This window comes from Rhizobium sp. NPDC090279, assembly GCF_044769665.1.
GTDB lineage: Bacteria > Pseudomonadota > Alphaproteobacteria > Rhizobiales > Rhizobiaceae > Rhizobium.
On sequence record NZ_JBIVYI010000018.1, the window covers coordinates 16,876 to 36,253 of the forward strand.

General features: G+C 60.6%; 20 protein-coding genes. 14 read left to right on the forward strand and 6 right to left on the reverse strand.

The annotated features are described in order from the left end of the window. Positions 1-222 precede the first annotated feature (222 nt). Together lepB and ACIQWP_RS30035 are read left to right on the forward strand one after the other, a co-directional pair. Positions 223-1,167: a signal peptidase I gene (lepB, locus tag ACIQWP_RS30030; RefSeq protein ID WP_402795675.1), complete on the forward strand. Its 945-nt coding sequence runs from the start codon at positions 223-225 to the stop codon at positions 1,165-1,167. Positions 1,168-1,269: 102 nt separating this feature from the next. Beyond that, the gene (locus tag ACIQWP_RS30035; RefSeq protein ID WP_402795677.1) at positions 1,270-2,919 is read left to right on the forward strand and encodes an AMP-binding protein; all 1,650 of its coding nucleotides are present in this window, start codon (positions 1,270-1,272) and stop codon (positions 2,917-2,919) included. On the opposite strand, the gene ACIQWP_RS30040 is transcribed toward ACIQWP_RS30035, so the two are convergent. After that, on the reverse strand, positions 2,906-4,177 hold the full coding sequence (locus tag ACIQWP_RS30040) for a GNAT family N-acetyltransferase (protein ID WP_402795680.1): 1,272 nt from the start codon (positions 4,175-4,177) through the stop codon (positions 2,906-2,908). The genes ACIQWP_RS30035 and ACIQWP_RS30040 overlap by 14 nt on opposite strands. A gap of 2 nt (positions 4,178-4,179) precedes the next feature. Continuing rightward, positions 4,180-5,595, reverse strand: coding sequence for a polysaccharide biosynthesis C-terminal domain-containing protein (locus tag ACIQWP_RS30045; RefSeq protein WP_402795682.1), 1,416 nt, complete (start codon positions 5,593-5,595; stop codon positions 4,180-4,182). Between the two features lie 250 nt (positions 5,596-5,845). On the opposite strand from ACIQWP_RS30045, the gene ACIQWP_RS30050 reads away from it, so the two are divergent. Continuing rightward, positions 5,846-6,475 (forward strand): glutathione S-transferase family protein, encoded by a 630-nt coding sequence (locus tag ACIQWP_RS30050; protein WP_402795685.1) that lies wholly within the window; start codon positions 5,846-5,848, stop codon positions 6,473-6,475. Positions 6,476-6,588: 113 nt separating this feature from the next. On the opposite strand, the gene secA is transcribed toward ACIQWP_RS30050, so the two are convergent. Further along, on the reverse strand, positions 6,589-9,309 hold the full coding sequence (gene secA, locus ACIQWP_RS30055) for a preprotein translocase subunit SecA (RefSeq protein ID WP_402795688.1): 2,721 nt from the start codon (positions 9,307-9,309) through the stop codon (positions 6,589-6,591). A gap of 244 nt (positions 9,310-9,553) precedes the next feature. On the opposite strand from secA, the gene ACIQWP_RS30060 reads away from it, so the two are divergent. From ACIQWP_RS30060 to mutT, 4 genes are all read left to right on the forward strand, one after another. Beyond that, a complete protein-coding gene (locus tag ACIQWP_RS30060; protein ID WP_402795690.1) occupies positions 9,554-10,477 on the forward strand; it encodes a peptidylprolyl isomerase in 924 nt (307 codons plus the stop codon). Positions 10,478-10,649: 172 nt separating this feature from the next. After that, the gene (gene argJ / locus ACIQWP_RS30065) at positions 10,650-11,891 is read left to right on the forward strand and encodes a bifunctional glutamate N-acetyltransferase/amino-acid acetyltransferase ArgJ (protein WP_402795693.1); all 1,242 of its coding nucleotides are present in this window, start codon (positions 10,650-10,652) and stop codon (positions 11,889-11,891) included. After that, complete coding sequence (locus tag ACIQWP_RS30070) at positions 11,872-12,681, forward strand: GNAT family N-acetyltransferase (protein WP_402795696.1); 810 nt, start codon at positions 11,872-11,874, stop codon at positions 12,679-12,681. The genes argJ and ACIQWP_RS30070 overlap by 20 nt, the downstream gene beginning before the upstream one ends. Beyond that, the gene (gene mutT / locus ACIQWP_RS30075) at positions 12,678-13,091 is read left to right on the forward strand and encodes an 8-oxo-dGTP diphosphatase MutT (protein ID WP_402795699.1); all 414 of its coding nucleotides are present in this window, start codon (positions 12,678-12,680) and stop codon (positions 13,089-13,091) included. The genes ACIQWP_RS30070 and mutT overlap by 4 nt, the downstream gene beginning before the upstream one ends. Before the next feature lie 57 nt (positions 13,092-13,148). Here mutT and ACIQWP_RS30080 read toward each other — a convergent pair whose 3' ends face one another. After that, positions 13,149-13,475, reverse strand: a complete 327-nt coding sequence (locus tag ACIQWP_RS30080; RefSeq protein ID WP_402795701.1) for a hypothetical protein — start codon at positions 13,473-13,475, stop codon at positions 13,149-13,151. 372 nt (positions 13,476-13,847) lie between these two features. On the opposite strand from ACIQWP_RS30080, the gene ACIQWP_RS30085 reads away from it, so the two are divergent. Continuing rightward, positions 13,848-14,168 (forward strand): hypothetical protein, encoded by a 321-nt coding sequence (locus ACIQWP_RS30085; RefSeq protein WP_402795703.1) that lies wholly within the window; start codon positions 13,848-13,850, stop codon positions 14,166-14,168. An 88-nt stretch (positions 14,169-14,256) separates the two neighbouring features. Then, positions 14,257-14,436, forward strand: a complete 180-nt coding sequence (locus tag ACIQWP_RS30090) for a Flp family type IVb pilin (protein WP_402795705.1) — start codon at positions 14,257-14,259, stop codon at positions 14,434-14,436. A 96-nt stretch (positions 14,437-14,532) separates the two neighbouring features. Here ACIQWP_RS30090 and ACIQWP_RS30095 read toward each other — a convergent pair whose 3' ends face one another. Then, on the reverse strand, positions 14,533-15,417 hold the full coding sequence (locus tag ACIQWP_RS30095) for a class I SAM-dependent methyltransferase (RefSeq protein ID WP_402795708.1): 885 nt from the start codon (positions 15,415-15,417) through the stop codon (positions 14,533-14,535). Between the two features lie 196 nt (positions 15,418-15,613). Between ACIQWP_RS30095 and ACIQWP_RS30100 the strand changes: the two genes are divergently transcribed. From ACIQWP_RS30100 to ACIQWP_RS30120, 5 genes are read left to right on the forward strand one after another with little or no spacing between them, the layout of a single operon-like run. Next, complete coding sequence (locus tag ACIQWP_RS30100; RefSeq protein WP_402795711.1) at positions 15,614-16,390, forward strand: ComF family protein; 777 nt, start codon at positions 15,614-15,616, stop codon at positions 16,388-16,390. A gap of 29 nt (positions 16,391-16,419) precedes the next feature. Continuing rightward, a complete protein-coding gene (gene grxC / locus ACIQWP_RS30105; protein ID WP_075857084.1) occupies positions 16,420-16,677 on the forward strand; it encodes a glutaredoxin 3 in 258 nt (85 codons plus the stop codon). A 24-nt stretch (positions 16,678-16,701) separates the two neighbouring features. Next, a complete protein-coding gene (locus tag ACIQWP_RS30110) occupies positions 16,702-17,559 on the forward strand; it encodes a carbon-nitrogen hydrolase family protein (protein WP_402795715.1) in 858 nt (285 codons plus the stop codon). Next, positions 17,556-17,984, forward strand: coding sequence for a DUF1178 family protein (locus ACIQWP_RS30115; protein WP_402795718.1), 429 nt, complete (start codon positions 17,556-17,558; stop codon positions 17,982-17,984). The genes ACIQWP_RS30110 and ACIQWP_RS30115 overlap by 4 nt, the downstream gene beginning before the upstream one ends. Beyond that, positions 17,984-18,571, forward strand: coding sequence for a DUF3291 domain-containing protein (locus ACIQWP_RS30120; RefSeq protein ID WP_402795720.1), 588 nt, complete (start codon positions 17,984-17,986; stop codon positions 18,569-18,571). The genes ACIQWP_RS30115 and ACIQWP_RS30120 overlap by 1 nt, the downstream gene beginning before the upstream one ends. A 21-nt stretch (positions 18,572-18,592) precedes the next feature. Here ACIQWP_RS30120 and ubiG read toward each other — a convergent pair whose 3' ends face one another. Further along, positions 18,593-19,345, reverse strand: coding sequence for a bifunctional 2-polyprenyl-6-hydroxyphenol methylase/3-demethylubiquinol 3-O-methyltransferase UbiG (gene ubiG, locus ACIQWP_RS30125; protein ID WP_402795723.1), 753 nt, complete (start codon positions 19,343-19,345; stop codon positions 18,593-18,595). Positions 19,346-19,378 lie beyond the last annotated feature (33 nt).

A 19,378-nucleotide genomic window follows, 5' to 3' on the forward strand; every position in this document is an offset into this window, starting at 1 on the left:
TATCCGGTGGGCAAGGGCTTCCGCCTCGCTTGGGAAGGGGAATGATATTGTATCACAAAGAGATTTGCAGGGCAGGGCTTTGCCGATAGCTCAGTAATTCCCGGTTACTCGAAAGGCTGCCGCGGATCGACGCGAGTCTAGCTTGGGGATTGTCATATCTCGACAATTCAAATGCAGTTACTGGTTGTGTAACGATGGCGCCTCATCAATTTGAGGCTTTCGATGCGTTTTTTCCACTTTTTCCGCGACCGCCGTCCGCTCGCCGCCGCTGTCATCGGCCTGCTTCTGGGACCTGCCATCGTCATGGCCTATCTCGGCCGGGGACGCATGGCGATCGCCTACCTGTTGGTTACCAACCTTGTCGGCTTTCTCGTAATCCTTGCCATGCCTCAATTAGCGCTGGCTGAGGCTGCCGGTTTGGCGATCGTTCCTTTCAATTTGATCGGCTGCGTACATGGCTATTGGTTGGCGCGAGGAGGGGCCGTTACCTGGCAACATCGCTGGTTCTCGCGTTGGTACAATATAGCGTTGATTTTCTGGCTTTTGCCCATCGCCACCGCATTCTCCATTCGCGCATTCATTGTCCAACCGTTTTCGATCCCCTCCAGTTCGATGATGCCTACGTTGATGCCCGGCAACTACGCTTTCGTGACGAAGTTCAACTATGGCTACGGCCGTTACTCCTTCCCGTTCCGGCCCAATTGGCTACCGCCGAAATTATTCGGGCCGAAGCCCCAGCGGGGCGATGTTGTCATGCTCGCACCTCCGGCCACGCCGAATGTGGACTATGCGAAGCGTATCATCGGGTTGCCCGGTGACCGCGTCCAGATGAAAGGCGGAATTGTTTTCATCAATGGACAGGCGGTGCCGCGCGATGCCGAGGGTACCATCGTGTCGAATTATAGTTTGGACCGTGGCGAATTCCCCGTTTTCGGCGAAGTACTGGACAATGGGGTTCACTATCGGACCTTGGACCAATCGCCAAACTCGCCGGGCGACAATACGAGCGAGTATTCAGTGCCTGAAGGCTATTATTTCGTCTTGGGTGACAATCGCGACAATTCCAACGATAGCCGCTTCGATATCGGCCTTGTGCCTGAGGCGAATATTTACGGCAAGTTTTGGCTGGTATTTCGCTCCGAAGAAGGGTGGTCCTTCGTGCATTAGATGGCTGCGGCTGGAAAGGGTGGGGACTGGCAGTTTCAAATGTTTCCTTGAACCCCAGGGGCGACAGGTGTTAGCTGCACCGCACAATTTTTGGAATTCTGCATGAAATTGCCCCCGCGTGATACTTATGAAGCCCTCTATCGCGACTTTCGTTGGGAGATTCCGGCGAAATTCAACATAGGACATGCTGTTTGCGATGCCTGGACCGAGCGCGAGCCCGATCGGGTCTGCCTCCAGCACTTCAATCCCGACGGCAATCACTTTTCCATGACCTATGGCGAGTTGCGGGATCGTTCCGCTTCTCTTGCCAATGCGCTTGTCGCTCTCGGCGTGCGTCGCGGAGATCGGGTGGCGTTGTTGCTGCCGCAGAGCTTCGAGACTGTCGTGGCGCATGTGGCGATCTACAAGATGGGAGCGATCGCGCTGCCGCTGGCATTGCTGTTCGGTGCCGAGGCGCTCGAATACCGACTGCAGGCGTCGGGAGCGTCGGGAATCGTCACCAACCGGTTCGGCCTCGAGCGGCTGCGCCCGATCAGGGACCGACTGCCCGAGCTGACGCAGGTGATCAGCATCGACGGCGCGGAAGAGGGCGTCGCCGGCTTTGCCGATCTGGTGGTGGCGCATCCGCCGCTGTTTGAAGTGGCGGAGACCGGTCCGGACGATCCGGCTTTGATGATCTTCACTTCGGGCACTACCGGGCCGCCCAAGGGCGCGTTGCACGGCCACCGCGTCCTGCCGGGCCATATTCCTGGCATGCAGTTTGCCCATGAAGGCTTTCCGCAGGCCGGCGACCGGCTCTGGACGCCGTCGGACTGGGCCTGGGCGGGCGGCCTTCTCAATGCGCTGCTGCCGAGCCTGATGCTCGGTGTTCCCGTCGTGTCGTCTCCAGCGCAGAAGTTCGATCCGCACACGGCCTTCCGCATCATGGCCGAAATGGAGGTGCGCAATGCCTTCATCCCGCCGACGGCGCTGCGGCTGTTGAAGGCCGTCGACAATCCGCGGGCGCGCTATGACCTCAAGCTCCGCACGATCGGTTCGGCCGGCGAGGCGCTCGGCCGCGAGACTTTCGAATGGGCGCGGTCGGCGCTTGGCGTCAGCGTCAACGAATTCTTCGGCCAGACGGAGTGCAATTTCGTGCTCTCCTCCAGCGCCGCCTTTGGCGTCAGTCGCGGCGGCGCGACGGGCAAGCCGGTGCCGGGTCATCAGGTCGCGATCGTCGATGCCGATGGTGTCGAGGTTCCTGTGGGCGAGAGCGGGCAGATCGCAATCAAGCGGCCCGACCCGGTGATGTTTCTCGGCTATTGGCAGAACGAGGCGGCGACCGAAGCAAAATTTGCCAATGACTGGCTGCTGACCGGCGATATCGGCCGGCAGGATGCGGATGGCTATATTTCCTTTGTCGGCCGCGACGACGACGTCATCACCTCGTCGGGCTATCGCATCGGCCCGAGCGAGATCGAGGATTGCCTCGGCGGCCATCCCGCGGTGCAGCTGGCCGCGGCGGTGGGCAAGCCGGATGCGATCAGGACGGAAATCGTCAAGGCCTATGTCGTGCTGGTGCCCGGTCGTGACCCGAGCGAAGCATTGGCCGTCGAAATCCGCGAATGGGTGAAGACCCGGCTTTCCATGCACGAATATCCGCGCGAGATCGAATTCGTCGATGCGTTGCCGCTGACGACCTCGGGCAAGGTGATCCGCCGCCTGCTGCGTGAACGGGCGATTGCCGAGGGTCTAGGGTCTAGCGCTTCGTAAGCGACAGGATCTTTTCGCGCAGCAGCTTCGCCATGTTGCGGGTGCTGCGATACATGTGCAGCTGCGTGGTCACCTGGCGGACGTCGCGGTCGCCGTTCGGCGTCAGGCCGATGATGAGCGTGCCCATATCCTCGCGTTCATGCCAGAAACGGCTCATGATCGGATGATCCGGCACGGCGCAGGAATCGGAGCGGACGACGTTGGCGTCGTCGAGATGCCATTCCGTCAGTTCGCCCATCAGCAGCTTGCCCGGCGAATAGCGGGCATAGGCTTCGTCATAGGCCGTTTTCCAGGTATAGGCCTCGCCACCCATGACAAGCACGATCATCGAGGCGATGACCTTGCCGTTGACATCGATGGAGTGGATACGCACCGCGTCGATGGCTGCAAGGTTGGAAATCGCCTCACGGGCGAAGGCGGCATGATGGCGATCGGTGACGAGCGCCGAACGCTTCTTGCCCTTCCAGCCGCTTGCTTCCAGCGCCAGGAATTCTTCCATGCGCATGTGAACATCGCGAGGCTGACGCGCGACGCTGTAAGTCACCTCGCCCTGGCTTTCCAGCAGCCGCCATTGCCGGCGCATTTCGCGCAAGTGCGCGTTGGAGATCGTCCGCTTGAGATAGGTCAGCGCGTCGTCGTTGCTCTGAAGCATCGGGCGCTGGAACGGGTTGGCGACGGCAATCGGCAGGTTCCGCCCGATGGCGATGACCTTGGCCATCTGAACGAAATGGCCGTTGAGGCGGACGTCCGGCAGCACGAGCGTGGTCGGCAGGTGCAGTTCCGGTCGGGAGAGCGCTTCGAAGAGATTGTCGAGCGTTTCGCCGGCATCCTCGGCGTCGAGCAGCGGCGTGCCGAGCGGGCCGAAGGAGTTCGACCAGACGCGGATGATCGAAGGGCCGATCGCAAAGCCCGGCTTGTCGACGGTGAAGGGCATCAGCAGGCGCATGCGGCTGCGGGTGCTGTTGATGTCGCGCATCAGCGCCAGACGCACCTGGCGATCCTCGAGCCGAGGCATGGCGGGCGCCAGGAAGCGGCCGGAAAAGAAGACATTCGGCTCCATGGCGCGATTGGACAGGAAGTCCAGCTCGTCCTGCAGCTCATAGCCAAGCTTGCCGGGATAGAGGCAGAGTTCGCGGCCGGTGCGGCCGACCTCGACCCGGGCTTCGGCTTTGGGCGTTTCGAAGTGCAGCGCCGCGAGCGTATGCGTCAGGGCGTTCACTTGGCTGTCGGTGGTTTCGGTGTAGGGAGGACGTGCCATGATCAGAAGGCCCTCGTTGCCGCGGGCGCCGCCGGGCGTCGCATAAGGGCGAATAGAGTGATGCCGAGCGCTCGGCGGACGGCGATGTGCAGGAGCAGGGCCTCGATCGCCATGGCGGTTGCGCCGGCAATGGCCGCTCCTTCGATGCCGAGATGCGGAATGAGGGCGACGTTCAGGCCGATATTGACGACGAGGGTAGCCGCGTAGAGATAGACGCAGAGCATCTGCTTGTCCGCCATGGTCAGGAGCACTTCGGCGGGACCGACCAGCGCTCTTGCAAGAATACCGGCAAGCAGGATCGCCATCACGATCTGGCCCTCGACGAAGGCCGCGCCGAACAACGAGAGCAGAAGTTGCCCCGCCGCCAGCAACACGAGGCCGAGGGCAAGCGCCGGAAAGAAGGACCAGCGTGTCGCTTCGGTCGCAAAGGCTGCGAGCTTGCTTCGATCGCCTTCCGCCAGGATGGCGGCGAAGCGCGGGCCGATGGCTGCCCTCACGGCGAAGGAGACGAAGAGCACCAGAGCCATCGTCTTGGCGGCGGCGAAATAGACGGCGACCTCATCCGGATCGAGGAAAATGCCGACGACGACGACGTCCGAATTGGTGAGCAGATAACCCACGCCTTCGACCAGGAAGATCGGCAGGGCAACGGCCGTCCAGGCGTTGAATTCGATAGCTTTCGGGCCGCTCGGATAATGGCGGCGCAGGCGGAGCGTCACCGCGAGATATTGCAGCAGGACGCTGGTGAAGGCGCCGGCGAGGGCCGAGGCCATGGCTGTGACGGCATCGCGCGGTGCGCCGGCGAGGATTGCAGCCACCATGAAGAGCAATATCAGCGTCGGGCGGATCAGGAAGGTCGGGCTCAAGGCCATGATCGGCCAGTGCTTGGCGCGAGCCGTGCCGTCCAGAACATCCCCCAGCGAAATCATCGGCACCGCAATTAGGCCAAGGAAGATCGGCATGACATAATAGTGCTCGACCATGTCGCGGAAGATGAAGAGCAGCAGTGCTCCGATCAGCGCCAATGTGCCCGAGACGGCAACCACGAACAGGCGCGCCGTGGCGTTCAAGCCGCGAATGGCATCATGATTGCCGCTGGCGTCATACTGCGGCAGGAAGCGGATGATGGCGGTCGGGAAGCCGAGGCAGGCGAGATTGCCGAAGAGGATCATCAGCACCCAGACGAAAACGAAGACGCCGTAATCGAACCGACCTATCAGGCGGGCAAGGATGATCTGCGAGAGAAAGGCGAGAGCAGCGCCTGCGACGCGGATCATGAAGGCCGTGAGCGCCATGCGCTGTGAGGCAGCTTTCTCGTCCTGACCGGTAAGAAGGGTGCCGATCTTGCGCAGATATGGCGATAGCGTGGCCCGCAATGCGGACGGCAACATTTTCTCCGCTGTTTGAAAGACCGCCATGATCGATACGCAATACTTTAAGTATGATCCCAACCTTGCGATAGTCTTGGCAGAGGAGAGTTAAGAATCGGTTCTTTCGATACCTAAAAGTGTGGGTTACGGATGCGACCGGTTGTCCGTTGAAGCGGCGCAAAAGCAACCACTGGGTGCGACGGGCTCGCGGCCATTCCGGGCGAAGAACGAATGCAGGAAACGGGTGGCGGATACCGGGCTGGCTTGTAGGGTAGATCGGCTGCCGGAGGAGGGTTTCATGCTCACGCTTTACGATTATCTGCCGTCACAGAACGGCTGGAAGGCCAGGGTTCTGTTCGGGTTGCTTGATATTCCGTACCGGACCCGCCTGGTGTCCATCTTCGAAGGCGAGGGGCGCACGGATGCCTTTCTCGATCTCAATCCGGCAGGCGGAATCCCTGTCCTCGAATTGGAGGATGGACGCACTATCGCCGAATCCAACGCAATCCTCGCCTATGTCGCCGAAGGCACGCGGTTTCTTCCGACGGATCGCTATCGCCGCGCCAAGGTCATGCAGTGGTTGTTCTTCGAGCAGTATCATGTCGAGCCCATCATCGGCACGCTGCGCTTCTGGACGCTGACGGGGCGGCTCGGGCTCAATGCCGTCATGGCCGAAGCCAAGCGCGCGGCCGGTCTTCGTGCCCTTGCCGCGCTGGAGCGCGGGTTGAAGAACACGCCGTTCCTCGTCGGCGAGGAGTTTTCGATCGCGGATATCGCCGTTTACGCCTACGCCCATGGAGCGGCGGATTGCGGCTTTGCTCTTGCCGATTATCCGGCGGTCACCGCTTGGTTCGATCGCGTGCTTGACGTCATCGGGCCTGGCCACCCGATCCATCTCTACAGCGAAGATCCGCATACCGCCGTCTGAGTGTGTCCGGAGTTTCCATCGATATCCACATCGGGCGGCGTTCTAGGCTCCTACAGACAAAAAATGCCGCCAAACGGCGGCATCTTGTTCATCGTGCTATCGACTTGCGAGGCTTAGACGACTTCGCTGCTTTCGAAGGCGCCGTGGCAGTGCTTGTACTTCTTGCCCGAGCCGCAGGGGCAAGCCTCGTTGCGGCCGATGCGGCCCCAGGTGGCCGGGTTGCGCGGGTCGCGGCTTTCCGGGGACACGAAGCTTTCTCCGGCAATGTTGAGAGGCGCGAATTCGTCTTGACCCGTGGTGGCGTCGATATGACGGCCCTGCATCGGCGGCGTTTCAGGCTCGACCGGCTGCTGCACGAGTTCGACGCGCGAGAGCTGGGCGGTGACGGCCTGGCGAAGATTGTTCAGCAGCGACTGGAACAGCTCGAAAGCCTCGGCCTTGTATTCCTGCAGCGGATCGCGCTGGGCGTAGCCGCGGAAGCCGATGACCGAACGCAGGTGGTCGAGGTTGACGATGTGCTCGCGCCAGAGATTGTCCAGCGTCTGCAGCACGATGGAGCGCTCGACATAGGTCATGATCTCGGGGCCGAAACGCTCGGCCTTCTCGGCTGCTGCCTTTTCGGCCGCTTCCATCAGGCGGGCGCGGATGTCGTCTTCGGCGATGCCTTCTTCCTTGACCCAGTCATGCACCGGCATGTCGAGATCGAAGTAGTTGGCGACACCAGTCTTCAGGCCGTCGGCATCCCATTGTTCGGCATAGGCGCGTTCGGGGATATGCTTGGTGACGAGATCCTCGATGACGTCGTGGCGCATATCGCCGACGAATTCGGAGAGGTCCTTTGATTCCATCAGCTCGACGCGCTGGTCGAAGATGACCTTGCGCTGATCATTCAGCACGTCGTCATATTTCAGAACGTTCTTGCGGATGTCGAAGTTGCGGGCTTCGACCTTCTTCTGCGCACGTTCCACCGCCTTGTTGATCCAGGGATGGACGATGGCCTCGCCTTCCTTGAGGCCAAGCTTCTGCAGCATGCCGTCCATGCGGTCTGAGCCGAAGATACGCATCAGGTCGTCCTGGAGCGACAGATAGAATTTCGAGCGGCCGGGGTCGCCCTGGCGGCCTGAACGGCCGCGCAGCTGGTTGTCGATACGGCGGCTTTCGTGGCGCTCGGATGCGATGACGTAAAGTCCGCCGGCGGTGATCGATTGCTGCTTGAGCTGCTTGATCTCCTCGGCGATGCGGGCGATCGCAGCGTCGCGCTCCGTACCGGGCTCGACTTCGTGCAGATCGCGTTCGACGCGCATTTCGAGGTTGCCGCCGAGCTGGATGTCGGTACCGCGGCCAGCCATGTTGGTGGCGATCGTCACGGCGCCGGGAACGCCGGCCTGGGCGACGATGTAGGCTTCCTGCTCGTGGTAGCGGGCGTTCAGAACCTGGAAATTGGTGAAGCCCCGCTTGCGCATGAGATCGGCGAGAAGTTCGGACTTCTCGATCGACGTCGTGCCGACCAGCACGGGCTGGCCGCGCTTGTGCGCGTCGAGAATCTCGGTGATGATGGCGTTATACTTCTCGGCATGCGTACGATAGACCTCGTCGTCCTCGTCGATACGCTGGATCGGCAGGTTGGTCGGCACTTCGATCACGTCGAGGCCGTAGATGTTGCCGAATTCTTCCGCTTCCGTCGATGCCGTACCGGTCATGCCCGCGAGCTTCTCGTACATGCGGAAATAGTTCTGGAAGGTGATCTGCGCCAGGGTCTGGTTTTCCGGCTGGATCTGCACCCGTTCCTTGGCTTCAAGCGCCTGGTGCTGGCCGTCCGAATAGCGGCGGCCCGGCATCATGCGGCCGGTAAATTCGTCGATGATGACGACTTCGTCGTTGCGGACGATATAGTCCTTGTCGCGCTGGAAGAGTTTGTGAGCCTTCAATGCGTTGTTGACGTGGTGGACGATCGCGACGTTCTCGATGTCGTAAAGCGATTCACCCTTCAACAGGCCGGCTTCGTTCAGCATGTTTTCCAGCTTCTCGGTGCCCTCTTCGGAGAAGTTGGCCGAGCGCTGCTTTTCATCGATTTCGTAGTCTTCCTTCGCCAGGCGGGGAATGAAGGCGTCGATGGTGATATAGAGATCGGAACGGTCGTCGAGCGGACCGGAGATGATCAGCGGCGTGCGCGCTTCGTCGACGAGGATCGAGTCCACTTCATCGACGATCGCGAAACTGTGGCCGCGCTGAACCATCTGGGCGCGTTCATATTTCATGTTGTCGCGCAGGTAGTCGAAGCCAAGTTCGTTGTTGGTGCCGTAGGTGATGTCGCAGGCATAGGCGTCGTGCCGCTGTTCGTCCGACAGTCCGTGGATAATGACACCCGTCGTCAGGCCGAGGAAGCTGTACAGGCGGCCCATGGTACCGCTGTCGCGCTGCGCCAGGTAGTCGTTGACCGTGACGACATGCACGCCCTTGCCGGCCAGCGCGTTCAGATAGACCGGCAGCGTTGCGACGAGGGTCTTGCCTTCGCCGGTCTTCATTTCAGCGATGGCGTTGGAATGAAGGATCATGCCGCCGACGAGCTGCACGTCAAAAGGTCGCATGCCGAGAACGCGGCGCGACGCTTCACGGGCGACCGCAAAGGCTGGCACAAGAAGATCGTCCAGCGTCTTGCCGTCGGCGAGCTGCTGGCGGAACTCAACCGTCTTGGCGGCCAGGGCTTCATCGGACAGCGCGCGCATCTCTTGCTCGAGCGCGTTGATTGCGGCTACTTGCGGCTGGAACGATTTGACCCGGCGGTCGTTGGACGAGCCGAACAACTTGCGGGCAATTCCACCTAGGCTGACCATGTGACTGGTCCTTTCTGAGATTTCATCCTGCCGTTTCCTGCCTTATCCATTCCCAAAAAAACGGGAGTATAGCACAAAACGGCCGGAAACTGTTCTGGACGCGAGGTTGCGTGACAGATAAGAGGGGGGTCGATTGATGTCAACGGGATTTGGCCGATACACAAAGGCCACATTCTCCTGCTGAAGGCTTTTTTACGCCGGATTCACGTCTTCGAGCCGGTCGAGACCACCGAAGGGTTATTTTATGTTGAAGTATAACAAACTTGCTGCGGTTGCTTTCGCAACAATCGTTACCTTCCAGGCTCCGGTCTTCGCGGCCGATGCCAAGGACCCCGTCGTCGCCAAGGTCGGCGATGTCGAAATCCATCAATCCGAACTCGATCTGGCGATCGCCAATCTCGATCCGCAGCTCGGCCAGCTTCCGGACGACCAGAAGAAGGTGGCGGCACTTTCCGCATCGATCGACGTGAAGCTGCTGTCGCAGCAGGCCGCCGCCGAGAAGCTCGACCAGACGCCGGATTTCCAGGCTCACATGGCCTATCTGCGTGACCGCGAGCTGCACAACGCCTTCTTCAAGGCTCACGTTGCCGACAAGATCACGGATGACGAGGTCAAGGCCCGCTACGACAAGGAAGTCGCAGCGCTTCCGAAGCAGGAAGAGGTTCACGCTCGCCACATCCTGGTAAAGACCGAGGACGAAGCCAAGGCTGTTATCAAGGAACTCGATGCGGGCAAGGATTTCGCCGCACTCGCCAAGGAAAAGTCGACCGACCCGAACAAGGCGGACGGCGGCGATCTCGGCTATTTCGGCCATGGCCGCATGGTCAAGGAATTCGAAGACGCGGCTTTCGCGCTTCCGGTCGGCACCTACACCAAGACGCCGGTCAAGACCGATTTCGGCTGGCACGTCATCAAGGTCGAAGACAAGCGCAATGCTCCTCCTCCGCCGTTCGACCAGGTCAAGGACCAGGTTCGTCAGCTCGTCATGCGCGACAAGTATCTTGAGCTCCTGAACAAGGCCAAGACGGACACCAAGGTCGTCATCAACGACCCGGCGCTCAGCAAGGCCTACGACGATGCGCAGAAGCAGCAGGACGCGGCACCGGCCGATGACGCCATCGCTCCTGCCGATGGTGCGGCAGCGCCCGACGCTCAGCCGCAGCAGTAAGAAGTCGCAAGCAGAATCATCAGGGCCCGGGTTTTCCGGGCCTTTCACTGGAGCCGGATGATTTTAGGTCGTATCGACCTAAAATCTGAATCCGCTCCAGAATCAAAGAAGCAGAGCATGATGCCGAAAGCCGCCTACGCTTTTCGGCATCATGCTCGTCTAGGTGGGTCTCATGTCCGGTTCCGTCTCTCCGCTCGCTCCCAAATCTTTCGTCTCCATGCCGGCTTTGCGCGGCGTGCGTATGACCACGGCATCCGCCGGCATCAAGTACAAGAACCGGACCGACGTCCTGCTGATGGTCTTCGACAAGCCGGCGGCCGTTGCCGGCGTCTTCACGCGTTCGAAGTGCCCTTCGGCTCCCGTCGACTTTTGCCGTCAGAATCTGGCGCATGGCAGTGCGCGCGCCGTCGTCGTCAATTCCGGCAACGCCAATGCCTTCACCGGCTTGAAGGGCCGTCAGGCGACGGAACTGACCGCCAAGTCGGCGGCTGCGGCCGTTGGCTGTGGTGAGAATGAAGTCTATCTCGCCTCGACCGGCGTCATCGGCGAGCCGCTCGATGCCACCAAGTTTGCCGGCGTGCTCGACACGATGGCCAAGGATGCCGTCAACGATTTCTGGTTCGAAGCCGCCAAGGCGATCATGACCACGGATACCTATCCGAAGGTCGCGACCCGCACCGCCGAGATTGGCGGCGTCAAGGTTACCATCAACGGCATTGCCAAGGGTGCGGGCATGATCGCACCCGACATGGCGACGATGCTTTCCTTCGTCGTCACCGATGCCGATATCTCGTCTGCCGCTCTGCAGTCGCTGCTTTCCGAAGGCGTCGGCCCGAGCTTCAATTCGATGACTGTCGATAGCGACACGTCGACCTCGGACACACTGATGCTGTTTGCCACCGGCGCCGCTGCTGCTGACGGGCAAGCGCATATCGATCGCGCCGACGATCCGAAGCTTGCCGCTTTCCGCGCAGCACTTAACGAGCTGCTGAAGGATCTCGCCATTCAGGTCGTTCGCGACGGCGAAGGCGCCACCAAGATGCTCGAAATCACCGTCACCGGTGCCGAAAGCGACGCGGCTGCCAAGCGCATCGCGCTTTCGATCGCCAATTCGCCGCTGGTGAAGACTGCGGCGGCGGGCGAAGACGCCAATTGGGGCCGTGTGGTGATGGCAGTCGGCAAGGCCGGCGAAATGGCCGATCGCGACAAGCTCGCCATCTGGTTCGGCGATGTCCGCGTTGCCGTCAACGGCGAGCGCGACGCCTCCTATTCGGAGGACGCCGCCTCGAACGTGATGAAACGGCAGGATATTCCGGTGAAGGTCGATCTCGGCCTTGGCCAAGGCCGTGCAACGGTATGGACCTGTGACCTCACCAAGGAATATGTTGCCATCAATGGCGACTATCGGAGCTGATATCCAACTGATGCATGCGCAGTCCACGATAAACAAGCTGCCCCTAGTGCGCAGGCTCGAAGCCGTTGGCTTCCGGGCCTGGCCCGCCTCGTCGGTGCAATATGATGGCAGCTGGCAGATCCGGCTAACGGCGGGTCATCCGTCGAAGCGGCTGAATTCGGTCGTGCCGCTCGATCCCTCCGATCATCGCGATCTCGAAATCCGCCTGACGAAGGCGCAGCGCAAGTTCGAGGCCTATGGCAGGCCGATGGTGGTGCGCGAGACGCCGCTCGCCTCGCGGAAGCTCATCGATCTTCTGCGCGAGCGCGGCTGGACGTGCTTCGACGAGACGATCGTCATGACCGCCGATCTCATCGATCTTGAGTTGCCGGATATGCTGGATCACCTGCCGAGCCATGATGTCGGCCGCTTTGTGGATGCCAGCCTTGTCGTCGAAGGGGCCGATCCGGCTTTGAAGCCGGCACTGGCCGAAGTGGTCAGCAGCATCAAGCCACCCTCCGGTCTCTTCGTGATCGAGAATGACGATGCCGGGCCTGTGGCGACGACGCTATGCGTTCAGGACAATGATCTTGCCGGGGTGATGTCGGTTGCGGTTTCGGCGCAGCATCGGCGCAAAGGGTTGGGTGCGGAAATCTTGACCTCGGCATTGCGCTGGGCGCGGATGCGCAGCGCCAAGATGGCCTGGCTCCAGGTCAATGCCACCAATGCGCCCGCTCTGACGCTTTATGCCCGTTTCGGCTTCCGCGAGGCGTATCGCTATTGCTATTGGCAGCCGCCGGGGGCTGCATGAGCGAAGCTGGCCGCAAGATCGTCCTCGTCGCAGCCTGCGCGCTGATCGATGCCGATGGCCGCATTCTTCTGGCGCAACGGCCTGAAGGCAAGTCGCTTGCCGGCCTCTGGGAATTTCCCGGCGGCAAAGTCGAAGCTGGCGAAACGCCGGAGGAGACATTGGTGCGCGAGCTTGAGGAAGAGCTCGGCATCCAGACGAAGGTCGCCTGTCTCGCGCCGCTGACCTTTGCCAGCCATACTTATGAAACCTTCCATCTGCTGATGCCGCTTTATATCTGCCGGCGCTATGAAGGAATCCCGCATGGTCGGGAAGGGCAGGCGATCAAATGGGTGCGGCCGCAGGCGCTGCGCGACTACCCGATGCCGCCGGCCGACGAGCCGCTGATCCCGTTCCTGCAGGATTTGCTTTAGCGCCAGCAGTCGTTCCAGCTGCTGACGACTACGCTCCTTGTCGGGGCGCGTCTCGTCTCAGATATCTTTAAATCGGAAGTTCGACTTGGTGAGCTGATCGAGGCTGTTCGCCTCCGAGGCTCTAGGCGTGTGCTCCGACTTCGCGATTTTTCGGACCAGCTCGGTCAGCAACTCGGTCTGTCTGGCCGAGTTTCTGGTCATTGTTTCCAGATGCTGAAGCATCAAGCCGAAGGCACTGATCAAGGCTCCAGCCAAGATAATACCGAATACAGGCGGAAAGTCGGAGATCAACGGGTTGTTGCGGCCGACCACGATAACAACGACGAGAATGAGCAAACCTACAGCGATGATAAAGCTGCCGGCTATCTTCAGAAGTGTTGCCATGTCGTCTCGCGAAATTGGAGTTCATTAGGTCCGCTGATCTATGGATATAGTATATGCAATTTTAAATTGCAAATCCGTCAGGACTCTTTCTTATGGCTGCGCTTTGGAGGCGAGTTTTGATGTGCGGCGACGAAAACGGATTTTTGTAAATCTTGCCGTATCCGATCGGTGCGTCCAACGACGACACATGGCAAGTATGGTTAACGAGAATTAGCCATTTGAAATCAGTCCGATAGTCCGAATCACGCACTGTCCCGGAATTTTACGTCTCATTAATTTGCATGTGGATATTAAGGGATCGTTTATGACCTTCTGGCATTCAATGCTCTCAATCAAGCGGGTTGTTGGGTGCGTTAAAGAAGGCTTGACATAATGGACGACGATTTCTGGAAAGCTGTTCAAGAAAAAGAGCAGTCCTATTCCACGTCGCGCAGGACGGGCGCGTTGAATATCGCTTTGCTGTTCGGCACGGCGGCGGTCGCGCTTTCGCTTATTCTCACGCCGATGCTCTCCGACAAATCGAAGTCTCGCGTGCTTGCAAGTGCGCCTGATATTGACAATATGACTACCGGGTCGATCCCGCAGACCGAAAACGGCAAGCGGTATACGATCCGTCGTAGCGTGCTGCAGCATGATGAGCCGGGTTCGGTCTGCATCGTTCAGGGTTATGGCGCTGACAGTGGCTGCCAGTAGTGCATGAGCATAGCCTACCGGATGCCATGACGAGCATCGGATTCACGAGATGTTGATGTCCAATGCTGGGGCTAGGAGCTTTGAGCGTATGCGTTCCGTACGGCGTTTTTTCAATGACAAGACCGGTGCCACGGTCATCGAATACGGTCTCATCGCCGCCTTGATGTCGGCTGCGATCATCAGCGGCCTCGGCGCCTTCGGCGGCAGCCTGACGGGCACGTTCAACGCGCTGACCAACACGATCCAGAATTCGCCCGCGCAGAATTGACCTGGTCGATGGAGCGGACCGGACTTGTCCGTTCCATTTCCTTGCCTCTACGCAATGTTGGGCGCAAAACCGCCGCGCACTTTTCCCGGAAGTGCTCTATTGCTTCAGCTTGTGCTCTTCGACCTTGAGCGCATCGGCGAGCCGCGCCTTGGCCGAACCCGGCTGCAATGGTTTTTGCTGGCTTTCGTGCGGCGTCCAGCCAGATACGTAGATGATCGAGAATGTCGCCCTGATCCGTCCGTCCGGATCGGAATAGCGTTCGGCATAAAGTTCCGCCGCGCGCAGGAAGAAGGCACGCGTCAGCGGCTTGCGGCTACGGTCGACGAGCGGATTGGCCATGCCCATGGCGCGCAGGTCGCGCATCAGGGCAAACAGATTGTCATAGCGTACCGTATAGGTTTCGGCATCGATGACGGGCAGGGTAAAGCCCGCGCGTTGCAGGAGGCCGCCGACATCGCGCACGTCGGCAAAGGGGATGACGCGCGGGCTGGCGCCGCCGGTCAGCTCGATTTCCGTTGCGAGCAGCACATCGCGCAGTTCCTGCAGGGTTCCGGAGCCGGGAATTGCCGCGAGGAAGAGGCCGTCGGCCTTGAGCGCGCGACGGATCTGGATGAAGAGGCCGGGCGTGTCGTTGGTGACATGCAGGCTGAGCGGCGAGAGCACGAGATTGACCGATTCCGCCTGCAGCGGCAGCTCCTCCGGCGACGCTGCGATAAGGGTCTCGCCGGGGGCGGCAAAGCCCATCTCGCTTTCGACCCTTTTCAAGTGGCCGATCTTGCCGGTTGCCAGAGCCAGACGCGCGGCGATGCCCGTCGCGCCATGCAGCTCGACCGCCTCATCGAAATGGCGTTCGGTGACGCCAAGCCGTTCGGCCAGCTCGCCGGCGGCAATATCGAGCAGGAAGGCCGCTTTGGGATCGCCTTGTCTCAGCGCCCGGCGCTTGCGGGCTGAAAGCAGCGATTGGTCGAACACGATTTCCATGACGGTTTCCTGCTATCTCATCAATTCAGCGAGGCGTGGCGGGCACGCGCGTTTTCCCTTCGCAAAGCCTGCGGGAAAAAGCTAGAGCCGTTCAGCGTTGCGAGAAGCGCTGAACTATTCTCCAGCCTTTTACTCTCACGCAATTCCGGACGGAAAACCGCTATACACTTTTCCTGGAATTGCTAGTCTCAATCATATGGGGATGATGGGACGCGAAATCAGCTTGTCTATGCTGGGTGCCGGGCTGAAAAGGCCCTGGGTCGCGCTCGCCGATCTCGTCTATCCGCCGGCCTGCCCGGGCTGCGGGGTTTCGGTCGGAGCGCATCGGGGGCTTTGCCCGACATGCTGGTCTGGCATTCGGTTCATCGAGCGGCCCTATTGCGAGGTTCTGGGAAGCCCGTTTTCCCATGATCTCGGCGCCGGCATTCTGTGTGCCGAAGCGATCGCTGATCCGCCCGTTTTCGACCGTTTGCGTTCGGCCGCCATTCACGACGGTATCGTGCGGGATCTCGTCCTCAGCCTGAAATATCGCGATCGCACCGACCTGGCGCCGATGATGGCCGGCTGGATGCTGCGTGCCAGCGACGGCATGGTCGCAGCCTGCGATGCAATCATTCCGGTGCCGCTGCACCGGGCGCGGCTGTTTTCGCGCAAGTATAACCAGGCGGCCGAACTCGCCCGCCACATCGCCCGCCTTTCGGGCAAGCCGCTGCTCGCCGCGACGCTCCTGCGCATCAAGCGCACGAGCCGGCAGGTCGGTCTCGGCGCCAAGGCGCGGCAGGACAACGTGCGTGGGGCGTTCGCGCTTTCCGAGCAGCGGGCCGCGGATGTTTTCGGCCGGCGCATCGTGTTGGTCGATGACGTCTATACCACGGGTGCGACGGTTGCCGCGGCCACGCGCGCCCTGAAGAAAGCCGGTGCTGCCGATGTCACGGTTTTGACCTTTGCAAGGGTCGTCGGCCATCTTATATGACGATTAACGTCAGTTTTCCGGAGTGGATCATGGCATCCGTCGTTATTTATACGCGTGAGTTCTGCGGCTATTGCGCCCGTGCGAAATCCCTACTCGAATCCAAGGGTGTCGACTACGTCGAGCACAATGCGACCTATTCGCCTGACATGCGGCAGGAGATGATCGCCAAGGCGAACGGCGCTTCGACCTTTCCGCAGATCTTCATCAACGGCGAGCATGTCGGCGGCTGCGACGATATCCATGCACTGGACCGAGCCGGCAAGCTCGACCCGATGCTGGCTGCCTGACCTGTCTTTGAGAGGGAAAAACCGATGAGCTTCAAGGCTGCCGCCATCCAGATGTGTTCCGGCGTCGATCCGGTGAAGAACGCGGCCGACATGGCACGCCTGGTGCGCGATGCCGCCGCGCAGGGTGCCATCTATGTGCAGACGCCTGAAATGACGGGCGCGGTGCAGAAGGATCGTCCCAGCCTGCGCGCCGTGCTGCGCGACGAGTCGGGCGACATCATCGTCAAGACGGCCTCCGAGCTGGCAAAGGAACTTGGTATCTACCTGCATATCGGCTCGACGGCCATTGCGCTCGATGACGGCAAGATCGCCAATCGCGGCTTCCTCTTCGGTCCCGATGGCAAGCTCATCAATCGCTATGACAAGATCCATATGTTCGACGTCGATCTCGACAATGGCGAGAGCTGGCGCGAGAGCGCCGCCTACCGGCCCGGATCGGAGGCGCGCATTGCGTCGCTGCCCTTTGCCGAGCTCGGTTTTTCCATCTGCTACGATGTGCGCTTTCCGCAGCTCTTCCGCGCTCAGGCCGTTGCCGGCGCCGAAGTAATGACGGTGCCTGCCGCCTTCACAAAGCAGACCGGCGAGGCGCATTGGGAAATCCTGCTACGCGCCCGCGCCATCGAAAACGGCATGTTCGTCATTGCCGCCGCCCAGGCCGGCAAGCATGAGGACGGCCGCGAGACCTTCGGTCATTCGATGATCATCGATCCCTGGGGCAAGGTGCTGGCATCGGCCGGCGGCATGGGCGAGGCTGTTGTCATCGCCGAGATCGATATCGCGGCGGTGAAGTCAGCCCATGACAAAATTCCAAACCTGAAGAATGCGCGTGAATTTTCGCTGGAGAAGATCGCGTCGCCGGCGGCTGGAGGCGTCGCTGCTTGATCCGTTATTCGCTGAGCTGTGACAATGCCCATGAATTCGAGGGCTGGTTTTCGGAAAGTGCCGATTTCGATCGCCAGGTCGAAAGCGGTTTCCTCACCTGTCCCGTCTGCAATTCGGCTGCGATCTCCAAGCTGCTGATGGCGCCTTCCGTTTCGACGGCGCGCAAGAAGGATGAGATGCAGACGCTTGCCATGGACACGGCCCGCAAGGAAGTGATGGTCAAGCTCAAGGAAGCGGTCGAGGCCATCAAGGCCAATGCCGAGGATGTCGGCGTGAAATTTCCCGAGGAAGCGCGCAAGATCCATTACGGCGAGGCGGATGCACGCGGGATCATCGGCAAGGCGACGCCTGACGAGGCGCAGGCGCTCGTCGATGAAGGCATCGAGATCGCCGCTATCCCGGTGCTACCAGACGATATCAACTGATGTCGGCCAGAGCTGGCAAGCATCTCGCCATGTATAATTTCGGGCTGCATGTCGCGGCCTATGAAAGCCCTGAGGTCGAAGGGTTCCGGCTGCGCGAAGCGGCGAATTTCGCGGCGGCTTCACGTGCGCATGGTTTCATCGGCCGCTCTGGCTATGCAGGCGAGCCGGGCACTGTCTGTTGGGGCGAACAGGTCTTTCCGCGCTTCATCGAAGGCAGCGGCTTTCGGACGGCGCCGTCGTCGCTGTCGCTTTGGGCCGATATCGAATCGCTGATGGCATTCAGCTATAGCGGCGTGCATGCCGACGCGCTGAAACATGGGCGGCATTGGAATGTCAGGCAGAGCTGGCCGCCCTTGGTCCTCTGGTGGGTGGATGCCGGGGCTGTTCCGGAATGGCGAGATGGCGTCGAGCGGCTGGAACACCTTCACGATTGTGGCGCCAGCCCGGTCGCCTTCTCTTTCAAGCAGCCTTATGGGCCTGATGATCGGCCCAAGGAGATTGACCGCCTTCGCATCAAGGACATCGCAGCGCTGAATGCCGCAAAGCAAGGCGAGTTGCTGGCGCATGTCATGACATTGAAGGTTTGAGGGTGGTTTGCCTGATGGCGATCAGCTCAAACTCGCCCGCTTGGCCAGCAGCATGTAGTTGACGTCCATATCCTTCGAAAGATTCCAGCGGTCCTGCAGCGGCGAATAGAAGACGCCGGTGCGGGCGACGATGTCGAGGCCGCTTGCGGCAAGCGGCTTTTCGATCTCGTCCGGACGCACGAGCTTTTCATATTGATGAGTGCCGCGCGGCAGCCAGCGCAGGACGTTTTCCGCCGCGAAAATGGCAAGGGCCGCCGCCTTCATGGTGCGGTTGATGGTCGCAACGAACATCAGGCCGCCGGGACGCACCATCTTCGCGCATGTGGAGAGGAAAAACTCGACATCGGCGACATGCTCGACCACTTCCATGTTCAGCACGATATCAAAGGTCTCGCCGGCCTCGGCCAGTTGCTCGGCGGTGACGGCGCGATAGTCGACGGGAACGCCGGAAGCCCTGGCGTGCGTCGAGGCGATGCCGATATTCTTTTCGGATGGATCGGCACCGATGACAGAGGCGCCCATACGTGCCATCGGCTCCGAAAGCAGGCCGCCGCCACAGCCGATATCGAGTACGCGCAGGCCTTCCAGCGGCCGGCTGCTCCTGGGGTCGCGACCGAAGTTCTCGCTGGCATGATCGCGGATATAGGCAAGGCGCACCGGGTTGAACTTGTGCAACGGCTTGAACTTGCCGGTCGGGCTCCACCATTCGGCCGCCATGGCGGAGAAACGGTCCACTTCGCTCTGGTCGATCGTGCTCTTTGCCGTTTCGCTCATGGCTCACTCCGTGATTTGCGCCGTGCCGTGGTT